Origin of the sequence: Halomonas sp. KHS3 (assembly GCF_000830495.1) — a bacterium.
GTDB classification, from domain to species: domain Bacteria; phylum Pseudomonadota; class Gammaproteobacteria; order Pseudomonadales; family Halomonadaceae; genus Vreelandella; species Vreelandella titanicae.
Genome location: NZ_JWHY01000010.1, coordinates 121373 through 138512, shown reverse-complemented (window position 1 = coordinate 138512; position 17140 = coordinate 121373). Strand labels below are relative to the sequence as shown.

Sequence of the window (17140 nt, the reverse complement as noted above, 5' to 3'; positions counted from 1 at the left end):
TATCTGAATTGTTTTATACTGAATTGCGCAGTATGCTGAATTTGATGTTAGCGAGGTCGAGAGCGCGTCACGGCCTTCAATGTTCGCAGGGAGCCAACCGATGACTAAATCTGAATTAATCGAACAAATTGCGATGCGTCAGCCGGAGTTATCCGCCAAAGATGTTGAAACGGCGGTGCGTATTATCCTGGACGACATGACGGATTCTCTAGCTAGCGGCGGTCGCGTTGAAATTCGTGGTTTCGGCAGCTTTTCACTGCACTATCGGGAGCCGCGGGTAGGGCGCAATCCAAAAACAGGCGATGCAGTCGATCTGGAAGGTAAGTATGTGCCGCACTTCAAGCCTGGCAAGGAGCTACGCGAGCAGGTAGACGCTAGTCGAGCACTAGGCTACTAAAACGCGACTATTAATTTCTGTGGGATGACGTCGCCGCTTGAGTCGTACACAATAGCGCTACCGTGAACGTCACAGACTAGGAAACTCACATGCGTTGGATCAAAGGGCTGATTTTAGCCGTTATTTTGCTGATAGTAGTGCTGGTAGGTATTCTGTTTGCCGTTAATAATCAGCAAACCATTGCCTTAAACCTTATCTGGCTGGAGCTGCCAGCGGTATCACTCTCGGTTTGGCTACTCGCGACCCTGGTGTTTGGCGTCATACTCGGCATGCTCGCCATGCTAGGTGTCTACGTGCGGTTAAAAGCCACCCTGGCCCGCAGCCAGCGCCAGAATAAGCAGCAGCGTAAAGAGCTCGATAGCCTACGCACCCAGGAGTTTAAGGAACTGGCATAAATGCTGGATGTCGCGCTGCTAAGCGTACTGTTGGTCGCCATTGCCATTGGTTACGGGTTAGGTTATCGCCAAGCCTTACGCCGCCGACATCGCACCCATCCGCCTGCGGCCTCTTCTCAAGGCCTCTCCCGGGACTACTTCGTCGGGCTTAATTACCTGCTTAATGAGCAGCCCGACGAAGCGATCAATACTTTTATCAACGTGCTAGCGGTCAACAGTGACACGGTTCACACCCATATCGCCCTCGGCAAGCTGTTTCGCGCCCGCGGAGAGGCCGACAAAGCCGTTAGCATTCACCAAAACCTATTGGCTCGCCCTGCCCTTTCGCAGCACACCAACGAACAGATCCAGCTTGAACTTGCTCGGGATTTTATGGCGCTTGGTGTTCATGACCGCGCCCAGCGGCTACTCAATACCCTGCTGGAGCATAGCGGTGATGATGATCACCGCTATGCTGCCAAACAGCTGCTCGTCGACTTATTAGAGCGTGAAAAAGCGTGGCAGCAAGCCCTTGACGTTATTCAGCCGCTGCTTAAACAGTATCCTAAGATGCGTCGCCCCGCGGCGCACTGGCTATGCGAGCTGGCACTGGAAGAAATTAGTGAAGCCAGTCGACCTCTGGCGAAAAAGCATCTCAAAAAAGCCCTGCAGCTGGATGAGAAATGCGTTCGCGCCACCCTGATGCTGGCCGAACTAGAGATGGACAACGGGCACTATGCCCGCGCTATTGAGCGATTAGACAACATCCCCGGCCAGGAGATAGCGCATATCCCCACCATGCTGCCTGCCCTTAAGCACGCCTATATGCGCAATAATGATGACACCGGCTACGAAGCGCACCTCTATCGCCTGCTTGAGCTAGCGCCTTACACCAGTACCATTATTGCCCTAGGTCAGCTCGTTCATCAGCGTGACGGCGTCGACAAAGCGATTGAGTTGATTGGTGAGCGATTGCGCGCCGTGCCGAGTTTAGGCGGGCTGGATTATTTGATCGATCTGTATATTGAAAGCCAGCGCCTTAGTGGAAAACCTTCCCCGGATACGCGCCTACTGTTACTAAAACATCATACCGATGCGCTGCTGCTTAACCGCACGCGTCATCGCTGCCAGCGCTGCGGCTTTGCTAGCGACGCGTTACAGTGGCAGTGCCCCAGTTGCCGCTTCTGGGGCACGATTAAGCCGGTCATTGGCGTGGAGGGCGAATAGTGCTCACAAAGCTAAGGTATGCAGAAATATTTAGTGCCCCTCTAGCTCCGCCTCAATCGCCTCAAGCGCTACCATGGGGTCGTCAGCCTGAGTAACGGGGCGACCAATGACCAGGTGGCTGCTTCCCGCTGCCATAGCCTCATTGGGGCCCATCGTCCGCTGTTGGTCATTAGCGACTGCAAAACTTGGCCTAATACCAGGGGTCACTTTCAAGAACGACTCACCGCATAGCGTTTTGATTCGCGCAGACTCCTGGGCCGAGCAGACCACCCCTTGCAAACCACTCTGCTTGGCCAGGAGCGCTAAGTGCTCCACGTGTTCTGCCAGTGGAGTCTTGATCCCCAGCTCTGCCAAATCATCGGTCTGCATACTGGTCAATACGGTAACGGCGATTAGATGGGTCGTTAAGGCATTCTGATCCAGGCGTTGCACGGCCGCCTCCATCATCCGCCGCCCACCGCTGGCATGTACGTTGACCATCCACACGCCCTGCTCCGCCGCCGCCTGCACAGCGCTGGCAACGGTATTGGGAATATCGTGGAATTTAAGATCCAAAAACACCTCAAACCCGCGCCCATGCAGCGCCTCAAGCACTGCCGGGCCGCTACGGGTGAACAGTTCTTTACCCACTTTCACACGGCATCGGGTGGGATCCAACTGATCAGCCATGCACAGCGCGGCGTCTAGCGACGGGTAATCAAGGGCAATAATAATCGGGGAATCGGTGACCACAACGTTACTCCAAGTACGTTTTTGACCATTATATCAGCCTCTCCCTACTCCTCGCGCCCTCATCATGTAAGCCATTTGCCATATATCCATAGCTAAAATCTTACAACTGCTGTCATATATCGCTGACATAAACACGCTTTAAATAAGGCTAAGTTAACAAGTGCAGCGGCGTTTATCTTGCCCACTGATAACGCGGGCACAGGTAGAAACCTCTACACGACGTCGCATGTGTAAACACAAAAAACCAACGCTATTAAAAGGATCATTGCATATGAAAATGACACTTAAAGGAATGCTGGCCGCACTACTGTTTAGCATTAGCTTAGGGCTTTCCAGTGGCGTGCTGGCACAAGATGTAGCCCCGATTAACGTCAATACTGCCGATGCTGAACTGCTGGCCGAACTACCAGGGATCGGCCCCAGCCGAGCCGACGCGATCATTGAAGAGCGCGAAACCAATGGCGTCTTTGAAAGCGCTGCAGATCTTGAGCGCGTCAGCGGCATTGGGCCTGCCACCGTTGACCGCATGCGCGATCAAGTGACATTTGAATAGCCTCATTGGAGAGCATGTCGCTCGTTAACACCACAGTGCCCGGTGTGTATAAGCACCGGGCACTGTGAATAGCGCACGTTAAATCATCCACATATCCATAAATTTGTGTACCGGCATCGCTTCAAGTGTTGTTTGATGGCTGCACAGCTCGGCGATTTTTTGGCAACGACTTGTCGGAAAGCGAGTTGCCAGATTGCGCTCAAACTTTTCAACCAATAGCGGCATCCCCTCTTCCCGACGACGTCGGTGGCCGACCGGATACTCCACTGTCACTTTATCGGTCGCACTCCCATCGCTAAAAAACACCTGCACTGCATTAGCGATAGAGCGCTTCTCAGGGTCGTGGTAATCCGCCGAATACTCGGCGTTTTCTTCTACCACCATTTTATTACGCAGCTCATCTATTAGCGGATGAGCTGCATGAAAGCTGTCTTCATAGTGCTCGGCGGTAAGCGCACCAAAGATAAGCGGCACCGCTGTCATGTATTGCAGGCAGTGGTCACGATCCGCCGGATTGGCGAGTGCGCCGGTTTTGGAAATAATCCGAATAGCCGAATCGTGGGTGGTGAGCACGATTTTCTCGATATCGGCCAAGCGGTCTTTCACCTGCGGATGGAGCGTCACGGCGGCTTCACAGGCGGTTTGAGCGTGAAACTCAGCGGGGAAGGAGATCTTAAACAGAATGTTCTCCATCACGTAGCTGCCAAACTCCCGCTGAAAGCGTAGGCGGCGGTCAGCTTCCGGTTTGAGGCTCAAATCTTTGTTGGCATGACTGAACAGCACATCGTAGAAGCCCCATTGGGGCGCCGAGAGCGCGCTGGGAATACCCATTTCACCGCGCAGGGCGATATCCGCTAAGCGCACGCCCCGTGAGGTGGCGTCCCCTGCGGCCCAGCTTTTACGTGAACCAGCATTTGGCGCATGACGATAGGTGCGCAGGCTCTGACCATCCACCCAGGCGTGTGAAAGCGCCGAGAGCAACTGTTCACGATTGGCGCCCAACAGCTTGGCGGCCACCGCCGTAGAGGCGACCTTCACCAGCACCACGTGATCGAGGCCAACCCGATTGAAGCTATTCTCCAGCGCCAGCACGCCCTGAATCTCATGGGCCATAATCATGGCGTTGAGCACATCGCGCATCGCAAGCGCAGCGTCGCCTTGTGCAACCCGCTGCTGGGAAAGGTGGTCAGCAACGGCGAGTATCGCGCCAAGATTGTCGGAAGGGTGCCCCCACTCGGCGGCAAGCCAAGTGTCGTTATAATCCAACCAGCGAATGATACAGCCGATATCCCACGCCGCCTTAACCGGGTCAAGGCGAAGCGAGGTGCCCGGTATCCGCGACCCAAACGGTACTACCGTGCCCTCCACTATCGGGCCTAAGTGCTTTGTGCACTCTGGAAAACGCAGCGCCAACAGCCCGCAGCCAAGCGTATCCATTAAGCAGTAGCGAGCGGTTTCCAATGCCTCATCGGACGCCACCTGATAATTGAGTACGTAATCGGCAATAGCCTGTAGCTCGGGGTCGTAATCGGGCCGCTCATTGGCTTCGGATGTGGCAGACATGGATCTATCTCCTACTGTTGAATCACCTACTCAGTATGGCCCAAGGAATGCGTCCTAAAAGCTGTCACCAGGAATTCTCACAAATCCTTCCATCAACACCCGCGCGCTGCGGCTCATCAGTGCCTGTTCGATATGCCAACGCCCTTCCACCAGGCTTGCCTCAGCTCCCACCCGCAGGCTGCCGGAAGGATGCCCGAAGGTGACCTCGTTTCGTTTACCGCCACCGGCGGCCAGGTTCACTAATGTGCCTTCAATGGCCGCCGCCGCAGCAATGGCAACGGCGGCGGTGCCCATCATGGCGTGGTGCAGCTTGCCCATGGAGAGCGCTCGCACCAGCAGGTCGATATCCGTCGCCAGTACGTTTTTACCGCTCGATGATACGTAATCCGCCGACGGCGCTACGAAAGCCACTTTGGGCGTGTGCTGTCGTTTACCCGCTTCGCTGACATCACTGATTAGCCCCATGCGCACAGCACCATGGGCACGGATAGTTTCAAACATCTCAAGCGCCCGGCTGTCACCATTGATGGCATCCTGCAGCTCGGCGCCGGTATAGCCAATGTCGGCGGCGTTAATAAACACGGTGGGAATACCGGCATTAATCAAGGTTGCTTTCAATATCCCCACGCCTGGCACATCAAGCTGATCAATGAGATTACCGGTGGGAAAAATGGCTCCCTCGCCATCGGCCGGATCCATAAAGGCCACCGGAATCTCGGCAGCAGGAAAGGTCACGCCATCCAGCTCAAAATCGCCAGTTTCCTGCACTTCGCCATTGACGATAGGCACCCGTGAGACGATGGTTTTCTGTATATTCACCTGCCAAATGCGTACCTCGGCCACCCCGTTTTCAGGAATACGTGCAGGGTCAACAAGACCATTGCTAATCGCAAAAGGGCCGACCGCCGCGGAGAGGTTGCCGCAGTTACCGCTCCAATCCACATAGGGCTTGTCGATGGAGACCTGACCGAACAGGTAATCCACATCGTGTTCTGCCGATTCACTTTCAGACAGAATCACCGTCTTGCTGGTACTTGAAGTGGCGCCCCCCATACCATCAATCTGCTTTTCGTAAGGGTCGGGGCTACCGATGACACGCAGTAGCAACTGATCCCGCGCCACGCCCGGCTGCTGGGCCGCTTCAGGTAGATCGTTGAGCTTAAAAAATACGCCCTTACTGGTGCCGCCGCGCATATAGGTGGCTGGAATTTTTATCTGCGGCACATGTTTGTTTTGAACTGACTCGCTCATCATTACCACTCCTAAAAAATAACCCGGTGCTCTAAGCCTGATTCGAAAAGCTAGGTTCGAAAAGCTAAAGGCACCGGGTTCACTTGGTCAGCTAGGCCGTTTCAATTAAGCCGCCGTGGACTCAAGAAAGTCCTGGGCAAAACGCTGCAGTACACCACCAGCAGTGTAAATAGACACCTCCTCGGCGGTGTCCAAACGGCACTTCACCGTAACCCGCTCGCTTTCACCGTTTTGGCGGTGGATCACTAGGGTGAGCATCGCCCCTGGCGAAACGGCGCCTTCGACATCAAAGGTTTCAGTGCCGTCCAGGCCCAGTGTCATACGCGTAGTCCCGGGCTCAAACTCCAGCGGCATCACCCCCATCCCGATCAGGTTGGTGCGGTGAATACGCTCAAAGCCTTCGGCGGCGATCGCTTCCACGCCCGCCAGCGCCACGCCTTTAGCCGCCCAGTCCCGTGAGGAGCCCTGACCGTAATCCGCCCCGGCAATAATGATCAGCGGCTGCTTGCGGGCCATGTAGGTTTCAATCGCCTCCCACATGCGGGTGACTTGGCCTTCCGGCTCTACCCGCGCCAGCGAGCCCTGTTTAACGTTGCCGTCGGCATCGCGCACCATCTCGTTGAACAACTTCGGGTTGGCGAAGGTAGCGCGCTGGGCAGTCAGGTGGTCACCGCGGTGGGTGGCGTAGGAGTTGAAGTCTTCCTCCGGCAGGCCCATTTTGGCCAAGTACTCCCCTGCCGCGCTGTTCAACTGAATCGCGTTGGAGGGTGAGAGATGATCGGTGGTGATATTGTCCGGCAAAATTGCCAGCGGCCGCATGCCTTTCAGGGTGCGCACTTTAGCCATATTGCCCTCCCAGTAAGGCGGGCGACGGATATAGGTGCTCTGGGGCCGCCAGTCATATAGCGGGCTGACCTGAGCGCGGGCACTCTTATCCAGATCGAACATGGGAATATAGGTCTGGCGGAACTGCTCCGGCTTCACCGACGATTTAACAATCGCATCGATCTCTTCATCCGCTGGCCAGATATCCTTCAAAGTGACAGGATTTCCCGCCTGATCCACGCCCAGGACGTCTTTTTCGATATCAAAGCGAATCGTGCCCGCGATGGCATAGGCAACTACCAGAGGCGGTGACGCCAGAAAGGCTTGTTGGGCATGGGGGTGGATACGGCCGTCGAAGTTACGGTTGCCGGAAAGCACGGCGGTCGCATAGAGATCACGCTCAATAATCTCCTGCTGGATTTTTGGATCCAGCGCTCCAGACATGCCGTTACAGGTGGTGCAGGCATAGGCCACCACCCCAAAGCCGAGGCTTTCCAGCTCGCTCATCAACCCAGCTTCTTCCAGGTACATCTTGACGGTTTTCGAGCCCGGCGCCAGCGACGACTTCACCCATGGTTTACGCAGCAGACCCAGCCGGTTAGCGTTGCGGGCGATAAGCCCGGCGGCGACCATATTTCGTGGGTTAGAGGTATTGGTGCAGCTGGTAATGGCGGCGATGATAACCGCGCCGTCGGGCATTTTGCCCGCTTTCTCTTCCGCCTGTGCCGCCTCAAGCCCAACAGCAATACCACGCTGGGCAAGCTCTGAAGTTGGCAAATGGGCGTGGGGGTTGGAGGGCCCCGCCAGGGTGCGGGTTACCGACGAGAGGTTAAAGGTCAGTACCCGCTCGTACTCAACCTCGGTCAAGCTATCCGCCCACAGGCCGGTGTGCTTGGCGTAGGTTTCGACCAGCGCCACCTGTTCATCTTCACGGCCGGTAATTTTCAGGTAGTCGATAGTTTGGCCATCGATGTAGAACATCGCCGCGGTCGCGCCGTATTCGGGGGTCATATTGGAGATAGTGGCGCGATCTCCGACCGTTAGCGCGTCGGCACCTTCACCGTAGAACTCCAGGTAAGCACCAACCACCCGCTCTTTACGCAGGAACTCGGTAATCGCCAGTACCATATCGGTGCCGGTAATGCCGGGCTGCAGCTTGCCGGTCAGCTCCACGCCGACGATATCCGGCAGGCGCATCATGGAGGCACGGCCCAGCATGACGCTTTCGGCCTCCAGACCACCCACACCTACGGATATAACGCCAAGGGCATCGACCATGGGCGTATGGCTATCGGTACCCACACAGGTATCCGGATAGGCAATGCCGTCACGGTTCTGCACCACCGGTGACATCTTCTCCAGATTGATCTGGTGCATGATGCCGTTGCCGGGAGGAATTACATCGACGTTCTCAAAGGCCGTTTTAGTCCAGTTGATAAAGTGGAAGCGGTCATCGTTACGGCGATCTTCAATGGCGCGGTTTTTCTCGAAGGCGCCCTCTTCCGACCCTGCGTGCTCCACTGCCAGTGAATGATCGACGATTAGCTGGGTGGGCACTACAGGATTAACCTTGGCGGGGTCACCACCCTTCTCGGCAATAGCGTCACGCAGCCCGGCCAAATCGACCAGAGCAGTCTGGCCTAGGATATCGTGGCAGACGACACGCGCGGGGTACCAAGGAAAATCCAGGTCACTCTTGCGCTCGATCAACTGTTTTAGCGCATCGGTGAGCAATTCAGGATCACAGCGACGCACCAGCTGCTCCGCCAGCACACGAGAGGTATAGGGCAGCTGTGCATAGGCACCGGGCTGGATATCTTCCACCGCCTCGCGAGCATCAAAAAACTCAAGCTCTGTGCCAGGCAGCGGTTTACGGTATTGGGTATTCATAGCAGGCAGACTCACAAGAAGGGGGCTGAAAAAAGCCCGGTGTCCAAGTCACCGGGCAGCAAGCGGTTCAGTCTCGCGCTTCTATCGGCACCCACTCGCTCTTCTCGGGGCCAGTGTAATCGGCGCTAGGGCGAATAATGCGGTTATTGGCGCGCTGCTCAAATACGTGCGCCGCCCAGCCGGTCAGCCGAGAGCAGACGAAAATCGGCGTAAACAGCTTGGTGGGTATATCCATGAAGTGGTATGCGCTGGCGTGGAAGAAGTCTGCGTTACAGAACAGCTTCTTCTCACGCCACATGACCTCTTCGACCCGCTCAGAAACCGGGTAAAGCACCTTATCACCCACATCGTCAGAGAGCTTCTTGGACCAGTGCTTGATAATCGCGTTGCGCGGGTCGGACTCGCGATAAATCGCATGCCCGAAGCCCATAATTTTATCCTTACGCTCCAGCATGCCCATGATCTTGCTTTCTGCTTCTTCCGGCGACTGCCAATCCTCGATCATCGCCATGGCCGCTTCGTTGGCGCCGCCATGCAGTGGGCCGCGCAGCGACCCAATCGCACCGGTCACGCAGGAGTGCATATCGGAAAGCGTCGAGGCGCATACCCTTGCGGTAAAGGTAGAGGCGTTAAACTCGTGCTCGGCGTAAAGAATCAGCGATACGTTCATGACCCGCGCATGCAGTTCAGAGGCGGGCTCGCCGCGCAGCATATTAAGGAAATGCCCGCCTACTGAGTCATCATCCGTTTCGGTATCGATGCGCACACCGTCGTGGGAGAAGCGGTACCAGTAACAAATAATCGAGGGCAGCACCGCCAGCAGCCGATCAGCAACGTCTTGCTGCTGATCAAAATTCTCCTCGGTTTCTAGATTGCCCAGCATTGAAGTGCCGGTGCGCATTACGTCCATCGGGTGAGCGTCTTTGGGGATCTGCTCAAGTACCGTTTTTAATGCATCGGGCAAGCCGCGCAGGCTTTTGAGCTTGCTGATGTAGTGGTCTAGCTCACCCTGATTAGGCAACTTGCCTTTTAACAGCAGGTAAGCGACCTCTTCGAATTTGGCTTTTTCAGCCAGCTCTTTAATATCAAATCCGCGGTAGGTCAGGCCTGAGCCTGTTTTACCTACCGTACACAGCGCGGTGGAACCAGCGCTCTGGCCACGCAGTCCTGCTCCTGTTGCGGGTTTATCAGCCATGGTGTGTCTCCTATTACTGCTTTTATTTTTACTATCGATTTATGAATAAGGTCGTTCATTAAACTTTCGGCAAAGCTATCTTGGTGAGAGGACAGGTTTCCGCGAGGGCGCTGTGAACCCCTCCCTGGGCGCTACTTTTGTCATCCATGACAAAAGACCCTCGCTTCAACCTGTCCTCTCACCAGTTTGCAGAAGAAATCATTTCCAACTGCGCTTCATCTTAACTGGCGGTTTATTGGTCATCGCCTTTCTCGGCAAACAGCGCGTCCAGCTTCTGCTCAAAGTCGTGGTAATTGAGAAAATCGTAGAGTTCGTCGCGGGTTTGCATCAGCGGCACCACGTCTTTTTGGTGGCCGTTGTCGAGGATGCTTTGATAGACCTGCAGTGCCGCAGCGTTCATGGCGCGGAAGGCCGAGAGCGGGTAAAGCACCATGCGGCAGCCAACCTCGCCAAGCTCCGTTTGAGTAAACAGCGGAGTAGCACCGAACTCGGTGATGTTAGCCAAAATGGGTGCATTGACCCGTTCACAGAAGGCTTTGTAATCATCCAGGGTATGAACCGCTTCAGCGAAGATGGCATCTGCACCGGCTTCAACGCAGGCGTTGGCACGCTCAATGGCAGCATCAAGCCCCTCTTTTTGAAACGCATCGGTGCGAGCAATCAAATAGAAGTCGGGGTCGATCTTGGCATCGGCGGCAGCTTTAATGCGGTCGACCATCTCCTGCTGAGAGACAATTGCTTTATTGGGGCGGTGTCCACAGCGCTTTTGAGCCACCTGGTCTTCCATATGTACCGCGGCCACGCCAGCGCGCTGCATTTCTTTTACCGTGCGTGCAATATTGAAGGCACCGCCCCAACCGGTATCGATATCCACCAGCAGGGGCAGCTCGGTAGCGCCGCAGATACGGTGGGCATCTTCCACCACATCATTCATGGTCGTCATGCCCAGATCCGGCAAGCCGAACGAGGCGTTAGCTACGCCGCCACCAGAGAGGTAAATGGCTTGATGGCCAACCTTGTCGGCCATTAGCGCTGTATAGGCATTAATGGTGCCTAAGATCGGCAGCGGACGGTTAGCCTCAAGCGCGGCTCGAAACCGGGCGCCGGGAGTCATCTGGGACATGGGGTGTTTCTCCTATTGCTAATTTCTAGTTATGTTTTAGCTGCGTGATTAAGAGCTTTGCGATTTAGATGCTGACTCTTCGAGGGTCGCTGCATAGCGATCCGCCACATTGGCGCGGGAGGCGCTGACATGGCGGCGCATGAGCAGCTCGGCCAGCTCCGCATCGCCAGCTTCAATGGCATCAACAATGCGATGGTGTTCCACAAAGGCGCGCTGCGGTCGCGTGCCGCTAGCACTGAACTGAGTGCGATAAAGGCGCACAAGGTAGTAAAGGTCATCACAGAGCAGGTTCATTAGCATTTTGTTGTGGCTGCCCTGAACGATGCAGTAGTGAAAATCGAGATCGCCTTCGCGCTGGTAGTAAGCTTCGCCACGCTTTAAATCCGCCTGACCTTCGTGCAGCGCCAGCACATCCCGCAAACCCTGAACCTCTGCCGGTGACATATGCTCAGCCGCCAAGCGCGCCGCCATACTTTCCAGGGCTTCACGCAGGTCAAACAGCTCTAAAAGCTCTTTCATTGAGAGCTTAACCACCCTTGCGCCCACATGGGGAACCCGCTCGATGAGGCGGTGTGCTTCCAGGCGGCGCATCGCCTCGCGCAGCGGCCCACGTGAAATACCGTAGGTTTTAGACAATCCCGGCTCGGTGATCTTACTGCCGGGAGCAAGCTCGCCGCGTACGATGGCATCCTGCAACTGATGAAATACCCGCTCGGCGAGCGTGCGTACTTCAGGGGTTGCCATTTCATGCGGCGAGGAATCGGAATAAGAAGAAGAAACAGGTAAGCTCATGGCGAATTGTCGACAATTAGAAACATAGCGAAACTTTAGCCCCGCGAACCACCGCCGTCAACCTGCTTATAAAGCGACTTTATACATCTTTCGTTGTAGGCAAAAAGTCTAGCTGCAAAAACAGTGTCAACAATCCTCTTCCGAGCGTGAGAAATGCGTCAATCGTGCGACTGGTGCCGATCTTCAACGACCTCTAACATATGCAGCCCTTTTACCGGCCAGGCGTTTGCTTAATGAACCAGGCGTTGACGATAACTGCCCTGCCCTATTCACCCGACCCATTGGGTATATTCGCCTGCCTACGTGCTAGGCCCGGCGCGGTGCTGCTCGATAGTGGCCGCCCTATCGCCACCGGTCGCTTTGATATTATCAGCAGCGACCCACTTGCTACGCTGGAAGTTACTCATCATGGCGAAGCGAGTATTGCGTCAGATCAGCTTAGCCCACCGGCGCACTTGGCTAACGATGCGTTTGCCCTTCAGCAGTGGCTACTGGATCAACTGGATATCCCTGATGAAACCAGTGAACTCCCTTTTCTAGGCGGGCTAATAGGCTACTGGGGCTACGATTTAGGGCGTAAAACCTTATCGGTTCAGAGTGCTCAGGCAAGCCCGGTCACCTTACCGCAAGCCCGTTTGGGGCTTTACGACTGGTGTATCACCCTGGATCACATGGCCCAGCAGGCGTGGCTAATCGCCACTCCGCAGCGTCGTGAGCAGGTGGAAAACTGGCTTACCAAGACGCCAGAGCCAACTAGCGCGTTTACATTAACGAATACCTTTAAAGCAGAACTTAGCCACACCCAATATGTCGCACGCTTTAACGCCGTGCAGCGCTATATTCGCGCGGGTGACTGCTATCAGATCAACCTGGCTCAACGCTTTTATGCCGACTACCAAGGGGATGAGTGGCAGGCGTACCTGCAGTTACGCAAAGCGACCCCCACACCCTATTCAGGTTTTATGGCCTGGGGCGATAAGGCCGTACTGTCACTTTCACCCGAGCGGTTTATTCAGTGCAGCAACGGCGAGGTCGAAACACGGCCGATTAAAGGTACCCGCCCGCGAGGGGCCACACATGAAGAGGATCAGGCGCTGGCGGCACAGCTATTGAGCAGCACTAAAGATCGCGCTGAAAATGTGATGATCGTTGACCTGCTGCGCAATGACCTGGGTCGCGTCTGCCAGCCAGGCTCCATTCGCGTTCCGCAGCTATGTCGCTTAGAGAGCTACCCTAACGTGCACCACCTAGTTAGCGTGGTGCAGGGAACGCTGGCCGGTAATTACACCCCGCTGGCACTGCTTAAGGCGGCCTTTCCTGGCGGCTCAATTACCGGTGCACCTAAAATTCGCGCGATGCAGATCATTGATGAACTAGAACCCTGCCAACGCAGTGTTTATTGCGGCAGCCTTGGCTATGTCGATGTACGTGGCAGCATGGATACCTCCATCGCTATTCGCACTATGGTTGCCGAGGCGGGAAGACTGCATGTATGGGGCGGAGGGGGCTTAGTAGCAGACTCTCAAGCGGACGAAGAGTACACCGAAACTCTGGATAAAATTCGCCACCTTATTGGCGCTTTGGAATAAGCAGTGCGAGCTCTATATCAAAAAGGAATATAAAAGCCAAACTAAACGGTATTGGGGTTCGCTGCCTCCTGTTTGGTAGCCTAGTCAGTATTATTTAATTTCCGATTAGGAGGCAGTATGTCCTCAGAGCTTGAAGCGATTAACAGAGATTTCGCAAATAATCCTCAAGGGTTAGTTGAGTGGGCGCTGACCCAGGGTGCACGACCTATTTGCACCACCAACTTTCGCCCTTTTGAGGCGGTGATTCTTCATATGGTGACCCAGGTGCGCCCGGATATACCCATTGTGTGGATGGACAGCGGCTACAACACCGAAGCAACTTATCAATTCGCTGACGAAGTGATTCAACAACTCAACCTGAACATCGTGAGCTTTGTACCCCGGCGCACGCGCGGCCACCGCGAGGCGCTGGAAGGCCCCATGCCGGGTATCGACGACCCGCGCCACGCAGCCTTTACTCAGGAAGTTAAAATCGAGCCCTTCGAGCGTGCGCTGCGTGAAATGCAGCCCGACGTATGGTTCACCGCACTGCGCGCTGAGGACACCCCCGAGCGCGCAAAAATGCAGCCGGTTAGTCGCAACAGCGATGGCCTATTGAAAGTTGCCCCGTTGCTGCAGTGGAGCGCCAAAGATATGTACCAGTATCTACAGGCGCATAATCTGCCCAATAACTTCGATTACTTCGACCCTACCAAGGTGGAAGAGAAGCGCGAGTGCGGGCTACATTTGCAGCACTAACTCCACACTGCGGGTTAATACTCCGGCAGGTCCAGGTCGTCAAACAACGACTGCTCATGGCGCGGGCCTGCCGTTAATGCTTCATCAACCCGGTCGCGGGTTAAATGAGGCGCAAAGCGCTCCAAAAAATCATACATGTAACCGCGCATAAAGGTGCCACGACGGATACCAATTTTTGTCGTAGAGCTGGCAAACAGGTGGCTTGCATCCAGTGCCACCAAGTCATCATCAAGCGCCTCGTCCACAGCCATATGCGCCACAATGCCAACCCCCATGCCCAGCCGTACGTAGGTCTTGATCACGTCGGCATCGGCGGCGGTTAGCACCACATTGGGCGTTAACCCTTTCGCTTTGAAGGCGTCGTCTAACTGCGAGCGGCCGGTAAACCCAAACACGTAGGTGACCAGCGGATGTTCACCGAGCGCCTCCAGGGTCAACGGGCCCTGATGAGTGGCTAGCGGGTGCCCTTTAGGCACCAGTACGCAGCGGTTCCAACGATAGCAGGGCAGTAGCACTAAATCGGTAAATAGCTCCAGCGACTCGGTCGCGATGGCGAAATCGGCCTGGCCTTCACTGACCATCTGTGCAATCTGCTTGGGCGTACCCTGCTGCATATGCAGCGCCACATCAGGATATTTAAGGGTGAATTCGCTGATAATGGGCGGTAGCGCATAACGGGCCTGGGTATGGGTCGTAGCAATGGCCAGGCTACCGCGGCGCTCATCGCTATGCTCCTGAGCCACCTGCTTGATGTTTTCGGTGAGACGCAGTACCTGCCCGGCCAGGTCAATAATTGACTGCCCGGCAGGCGTCACACGTGTCAAGTGCTTACCACTGCGCGCAAAAATCTCGACGCCAAGCTCATCTTCTAACAAACGTATCTGTTTAGAGATCCCCGGCTGTGAGGTAAATAGACTTTGCGCTGTGGCCGAGACGTTCAGGTTATGTCGATTGACTTCCCAGATATAGCGGAGCTGTTGTAGCTTCATATCCTCACCTTATTTATTCTCTATACAGATCTATGTAGACCGTATCTTGATGTAGGCCGAATCTTTAAGCACACACAGGCGCTGATGCCACATCACGCCTGACGGATCGTGTCGTCACACTCGGCACTCTACAGCACCATATAGAATAAAAAACACCAAAATAATACTTTTATATTATAAAAAAAACGCCCTACCAGCACCCTTTAATTTCTGCTATTTAGTTAACTCACTGTGCAGGAAATTTGCCAGCAACCTTCGCGCCCGCTAACATCTGCCCACACTTATCGCGATAGACACGAGGCGCGCTTAAAGAGCACCAATGGATCGCGTAATGACCGTTGCTCCATTTGAGGCAACGAAACAGTAAGAGCAACGCAAACGGGAGAAGCAAATGGCTAATAATGTTGATGTCACCAACGCCAATTTTGAGCAAGAAGTCCTCAACGCTGAACAGCCTGTGCTAATGAAGTTCTGGGCGCCCTGGTGTGGCCCATGCAAGGTCATGGCCCCGGTCGTTGATGAAGTAGCTGCAGAACGTCAGGAAAGCCTGAAAGTTGTTAGTGTCAATGTAGACGACGCACCAGAAATTGCTGCCGAGCAAGGCGTCCGCGGTGTACCTACCGTCATGCTGTTTAAATCTGGCACCAAAGTCGCTTCACTGGTTGGCGCACAATCTAAGTCACAACTGACGCAGTTCATCGAACAAAACGCCTGATGAATGTGTAGCACTTGTAATAGCCGCCGACTCTGTCGGCGGTAACACGCCTTCGCTAAATTTCCTGCCTAATTTTTGCGTTTCCACGGCGGCAGACTCGCATCGCTTACCCGAATATCTTTTACACGACGCCTTCCAGGCCCTAACAGCCTAGCGATCCACCGTGTTTGTGGGTGACTATCAAGTGCGATCTTCAACGTCATCGTTAGTACCACCGAAAGTAGCATCCCCGCCGCACCAAAGATCCACCCCCATACCACCAGCGATAAAAACGCCACAAATGTAGAAAGCCCCAACGCCTGCCCCATTACCCGCGGTTCAATCAGATTGCCGAGCACAAAGTTGATGACCAAATAAGCAGAGGCTAGCAGTAACGCCTGAAAAGCACCGCCGTCTTGGGCGACCAACAGCAACAACACGGGGGGGATCGCCGCCAGCGCGGAGCCAATATTGGGAATAAAGTTGAGTGCAAAGGCCAACACGCCCCACAACAGCGGAAAATCCACGCCTACAATCATGCAAGAGAGCCATACCAGCGCCCCAGTGGCCAGGCTAATCATGGTTTTTACGGCTAGATAGCGCTTCAGCGTTAAGCTGAACTCACTAAAACGCTTCAAGCTAGGCGCCGGATTTTCCAGTGCGCGGGAAATTTTATCGCGCACGTTCAACGTCTCGAACAGCATGAATATAACCAGCAGTCCAACAATGATGCCCTGCATAAAGAGGTTGCCTAGCTGACCCAGTAAGGCAGGCATCCAAGAGCCCTCATCCTCCATTTCAAACAGCGAGTTAATCTGGTCGGGATTAATTGCTAGCCCGCGTGAAGAGAGCGCATTAAGTAAATTCCAATACTGTTCATAAAGCCGCGACTCAATTTCCGGCAACGCTGCCACGAAGGTACTGAAGCTATTGACCACCAGCAGGCCAATCAGCGATATAAACGCCAGCAATACCATCAATGTTAGAAATGCCGACATTCGCATGCTTAAGCCACAGCGATGCAGCCACTGCACCGGTGAAGTACACACTACTGCGATAAATATCGCGAGCAGCAACGGCACTAACAAATCAGCACCTGCTTTCATTCCAGCGATGATCACTACCAACGCAGCGAGTGCCAAGGTGGCATTGAGAGGAATACTGCGGTAATCCTCGTCCGACAAGTTCGACATAATCCATCCCTAGCT

16 protein-coding genes are annotated in these 17140 nt (G+C 54.8%); 7 read left to right on the top strand and 9 right to left on the bottom strand.

The genetic code is table 11. From position 1 onward, the window contains the following. Positions 1–100: 100 nt before the first annotated feature. From RO22_RS19900 to lapB, 3 genes are all read left to right on the top strand, one after another. A complete protein-coding gene (locus RO22_RS19900) occupies positions 101–397 on the top strand; it encodes an integration host factor subunit beta (RefSeq protein ID WP_008959540.1) in 297 nt (98 codons plus the stop codon). 89 nt (positions 398–486) lie between these two features. Further along, entirely contained in the window at positions 487–792 is a 306-nt protein-coding gene (locus RO22_RS19895; RefSeq protein WP_027958442.1) for a lipopolysaccharide assembly LapA domain-containing protein, read from the top strand. Beyond that, a complete protein-coding gene (lapB, locus tag RO22_RS19890; RefSeq protein ID WP_009288003.1) occupies positions 793–1998 on the top strand; it encodes a lipopolysaccharide assembly protein LapB in 1206 nt (401 codons plus the stop codon). It abuts the gene before it with no gap. Positions 1999–2028: 30 nt separating this feature from the next. Here lapB and pyrF read toward each other — a convergent pair whose 3' ends face one another. Further along, on the bottom strand, positions 2029–2730 hold the full coding sequence (gene pyrF / locus RO22_RS19885; protein WP_041159204.1) for an orotidine-5'-phosphate decarboxylase: 702 nt from the start codon (positions 2728–2730) through the stop codon (positions 2029–2031). 271 nt (positions 2731–3001) lie between these two features. Between pyrF and RO22_RS19880 the strand changes: the two genes are divergently transcribed. Further along, complete coding sequence (locus RO22_RS19880; RefSeq protein WP_022522901.1) at positions 3002–3283, top strand: ComEA family DNA-binding protein; 282 nt, start codon at positions 3002–3004, stop codon at positions 3281–3283. A gap of 78 nt (positions 3284–3361) precedes the next feature. On the opposite strand, the gene prpD is transcribed toward RO22_RS19880, so the two are convergent. The 6 genes from prpD to RO22_RS19850 all read right to left on the bottom strand — a co-directional run bounded on the left by prpD (position 3362) and on the right by RO22_RS19850 (position 11922). Next, positions 3362–4846 carry a 2-methylcitrate dehydratase gene (prpD, locus tag RO22_RS19875; RefSeq protein ID WP_009288001.1) on the bottom strand — a complete coding sequence of 495 codons (1485 nt, stop codon included), beginning with the start codon at positions 4844–4846 and terminating at the stop codon, positions 3362–3364. 54 nt (positions 4847–4900) lie between these two features. Then, a complete protein-coding gene (gene prpF / locus RO22_RS19870; RefSeq protein WP_052475726.1) occupies positions 4901–6100 on the bottom strand; it encodes a 2-methylaconitate cis-trans isomerase PrpF in 1200 nt (399 codons plus the stop codon). A gap of 102 nt (positions 6101–6202) precedes the next feature. Continuing rightward, positions 6203–8812, bottom strand: a complete 2610-nt coding sequence (acnD, locus tag RO22_RS19865) for a Fe/S-dependent 2-methylisocitrate dehydratase AcnD (protein ID WP_041159203.1) — start codon at positions 8810–8812, stop codon at positions 6203–6205. Positions 8813–8879: 67 nt separating this feature from the next. Beyond that, on the bottom strand, positions 8880–10007 hold the full coding sequence (prpC, locus tag RO22_RS19860) for a 2-methylcitrate synthase (protein WP_022522897.1): 1128 nt from the start codon (positions 10005–10007) through the stop codon (positions 8880–8882). A 232-nt stretch (positions 10008–10239) separates the two neighbouring features. Then, the gene (prpB, locus tag RO22_RS19855; protein ID WP_022522896.1) at positions 10240–11130 is read right to left on the bottom strand and encodes a methylisocitrate lyase; all 891 of its coding nucleotides are present in this window, start codon (positions 11128–11130) and stop codon (positions 10240–10242) included. Positions 11131–11178: 48 nt separating this feature from the next. After that, positions 11179–11922: a GntR family transcriptional regulator gene (locus tag RO22_RS19850; RefSeq protein WP_041159202.1), complete on the bottom strand. Its 744-nt coding sequence runs from the start codon at positions 11920–11922 to the stop codon at positions 11179–11181. Between the two features lie 233 nt (positions 11923–12155). Here RO22_RS19850 and pabB point away from each other — a divergent pair, with 233 nt between their 5' ends. Together pabB and RO22_RS19840 are read left to right on the top strand one after the other, a co-directional pair. Then, positions 12156–13511 (top strand): aminodeoxychorismate synthase component I, encoded by a 1356-nt coding sequence (gene pabB / locus RO22_RS19845; RefSeq protein ID WP_022522894.1) that lies wholly within the window; start codon positions 12156–12158, stop codon positions 13509–13511. Between the two features lie 117 nt (positions 13512–13628). Continuing rightward, on the top strand, positions 13629–14249 hold the full coding sequence (locus RO22_RS19840; protein WP_041159201.1) for a phosphoadenosine phosphosulfate reductase family protein: 621 nt from the start codon (positions 13629–13631) through the stop codon (positions 14247–14249). Between the two features lie 14 nt (positions 14250–14263). On the opposite strand, the gene cysB is transcribed toward RO22_RS19840, so the two are convergent. Continuing rightward, a complete protein-coding gene (gene cysB, locus RO22_RS19835; protein WP_009287995.1) occupies positions 14264–15238 on the bottom strand; it encodes an HTH-type transcriptional regulator CysB in 975 nt (324 codons plus the stop codon). A gap of 391 nt (positions 15239–15629) precedes the next feature. On the opposite strand from cysB, the gene trxA reads away from it, so the two are divergent. After that, the gene (gene trxA / locus RO22_RS19830) at positions 15630–15953 is read left to right on the top strand and encodes a thioredoxin (protein WP_007113240.1); all 324 of its coding nucleotides are present in this window, start codon (positions 15630–15632) and stop codon (positions 15951–15953) included. Positions 15954–16021: 68 nt separating this feature from the next. Here trxA and RO22_RS19825 read toward each other — a convergent pair whose 3' ends face one another. Beyond that, positions 16022–17125, bottom strand: a complete 1104-nt coding sequence (locus tag RO22_RS19825; protein ID WP_009287994.1) for an AI-2E family transporter — start codon at positions 17123–17125, stop codon at positions 16022–16024. Positions 17126–17140: the final 15 nt, after the last annotated feature.

Excerpts from the sequence above, each read along its gene's own strand:
- RO22_RS19900 (WP_008959540.1), top strand. The coding sequence starts at position 101 with ATGACTAAATCTGAATTAATCGAACAAATTGCGATGCGTCAGCCGGAG.
- RO22_RS19895 (WP_027958442.1), top strand. The coding sequence starts at position 487 with ATGCGTTGGATCAAAGGGCTGATTTTAGCCGTTATTTTGCTGATAGTA.
- lapB (WP_009288003.1), top strand. The coding sequence starts at position 793 with ATGCTGGATGTCGCGCTGCTAAGCGTACTGTTGGTCGCCATTGCCATT.
- RO22_RS19880 (WP_022522901.1), top strand. The coding sequence starts at position 3,002 with ATGAAAATGACACTTAAAGGAATGCTGGCCGCACTACTGTTTAGCATT.
- prpD (WP_009288001.1), bottom strand. The coding sequence starts at position 4,846 with ATGTCTGCCACATCCGAAGCCAATGAGCGGCCCGATTACGACCCCGAG.
- prpF (WP_052475726.1), bottom strand. The coding sequence starts at position 6,100 with ATGATGAGCGAGTCAGTTCAAAACAAACATGTGCCGCAGATAAAAATT.
- acnD (WP_041159203.1), bottom strand. The coding sequence starts at position 8,812 with ATGAATACCCAATACCGTAAACCGCTGCCTGGCACAGAGCTTGAGTTT.
- prpC (WP_022522897.1), bottom strand. The coding sequence starts at position 10,007 with ATGGCTGATAAACCCGCAACAGGAGCAGGACTGCGTGGCCAGAGCGCT.
- prpB (WP_022522896.1), bottom strand. The coding sequence starts at position 11,130 with ATGTCCCAGATGACTCCCGGCGCCCGGTTTCGAGCCGCGCTTGAGGCT.
- RO22_RS19850 (WP_041159202.1), bottom strand. The coding sequence starts at position 11,922 with ATGAGCTTACCTGTTTCTTCTTCTTATTCCGATTCCTCGCCGCATGAA.
- pabB (WP_022522894.1), top strand. The coding sequence starts at position 12,156 with ATGAACCAGGCGTTGACGATAACTGCCCTGCCCTATTCACCCGACCCA.
- RO22_RS19840 (WP_041159201.1), top strand. The coding sequence starts at position 13,629 with ATGTCCTCAGAGCTTGAAGCGATTAACAGAGATTTCGCAAATAATCCT.
- cysB (WP_009287995.1), bottom strand. The coding sequence starts at position 15,238 with ATGAAGCTACAACAGCTCCGCTATATCTGGGAAGTCAATCGACATAAC.
- trxA (WP_007113240.1), top strand. The coding sequence starts at position 15,630 with ATGGCTAATAATGTTGATGTCACCAACGCCAATTTTGAGCAAGAAGTC.
- RO22_RS19825 (WP_009287994.1), bottom strand. The coding sequence starts at position 17,125 with ATGTCGAACTTGTCGGACGAGGATTACCGCAGTATTCCTCTCAATGCC.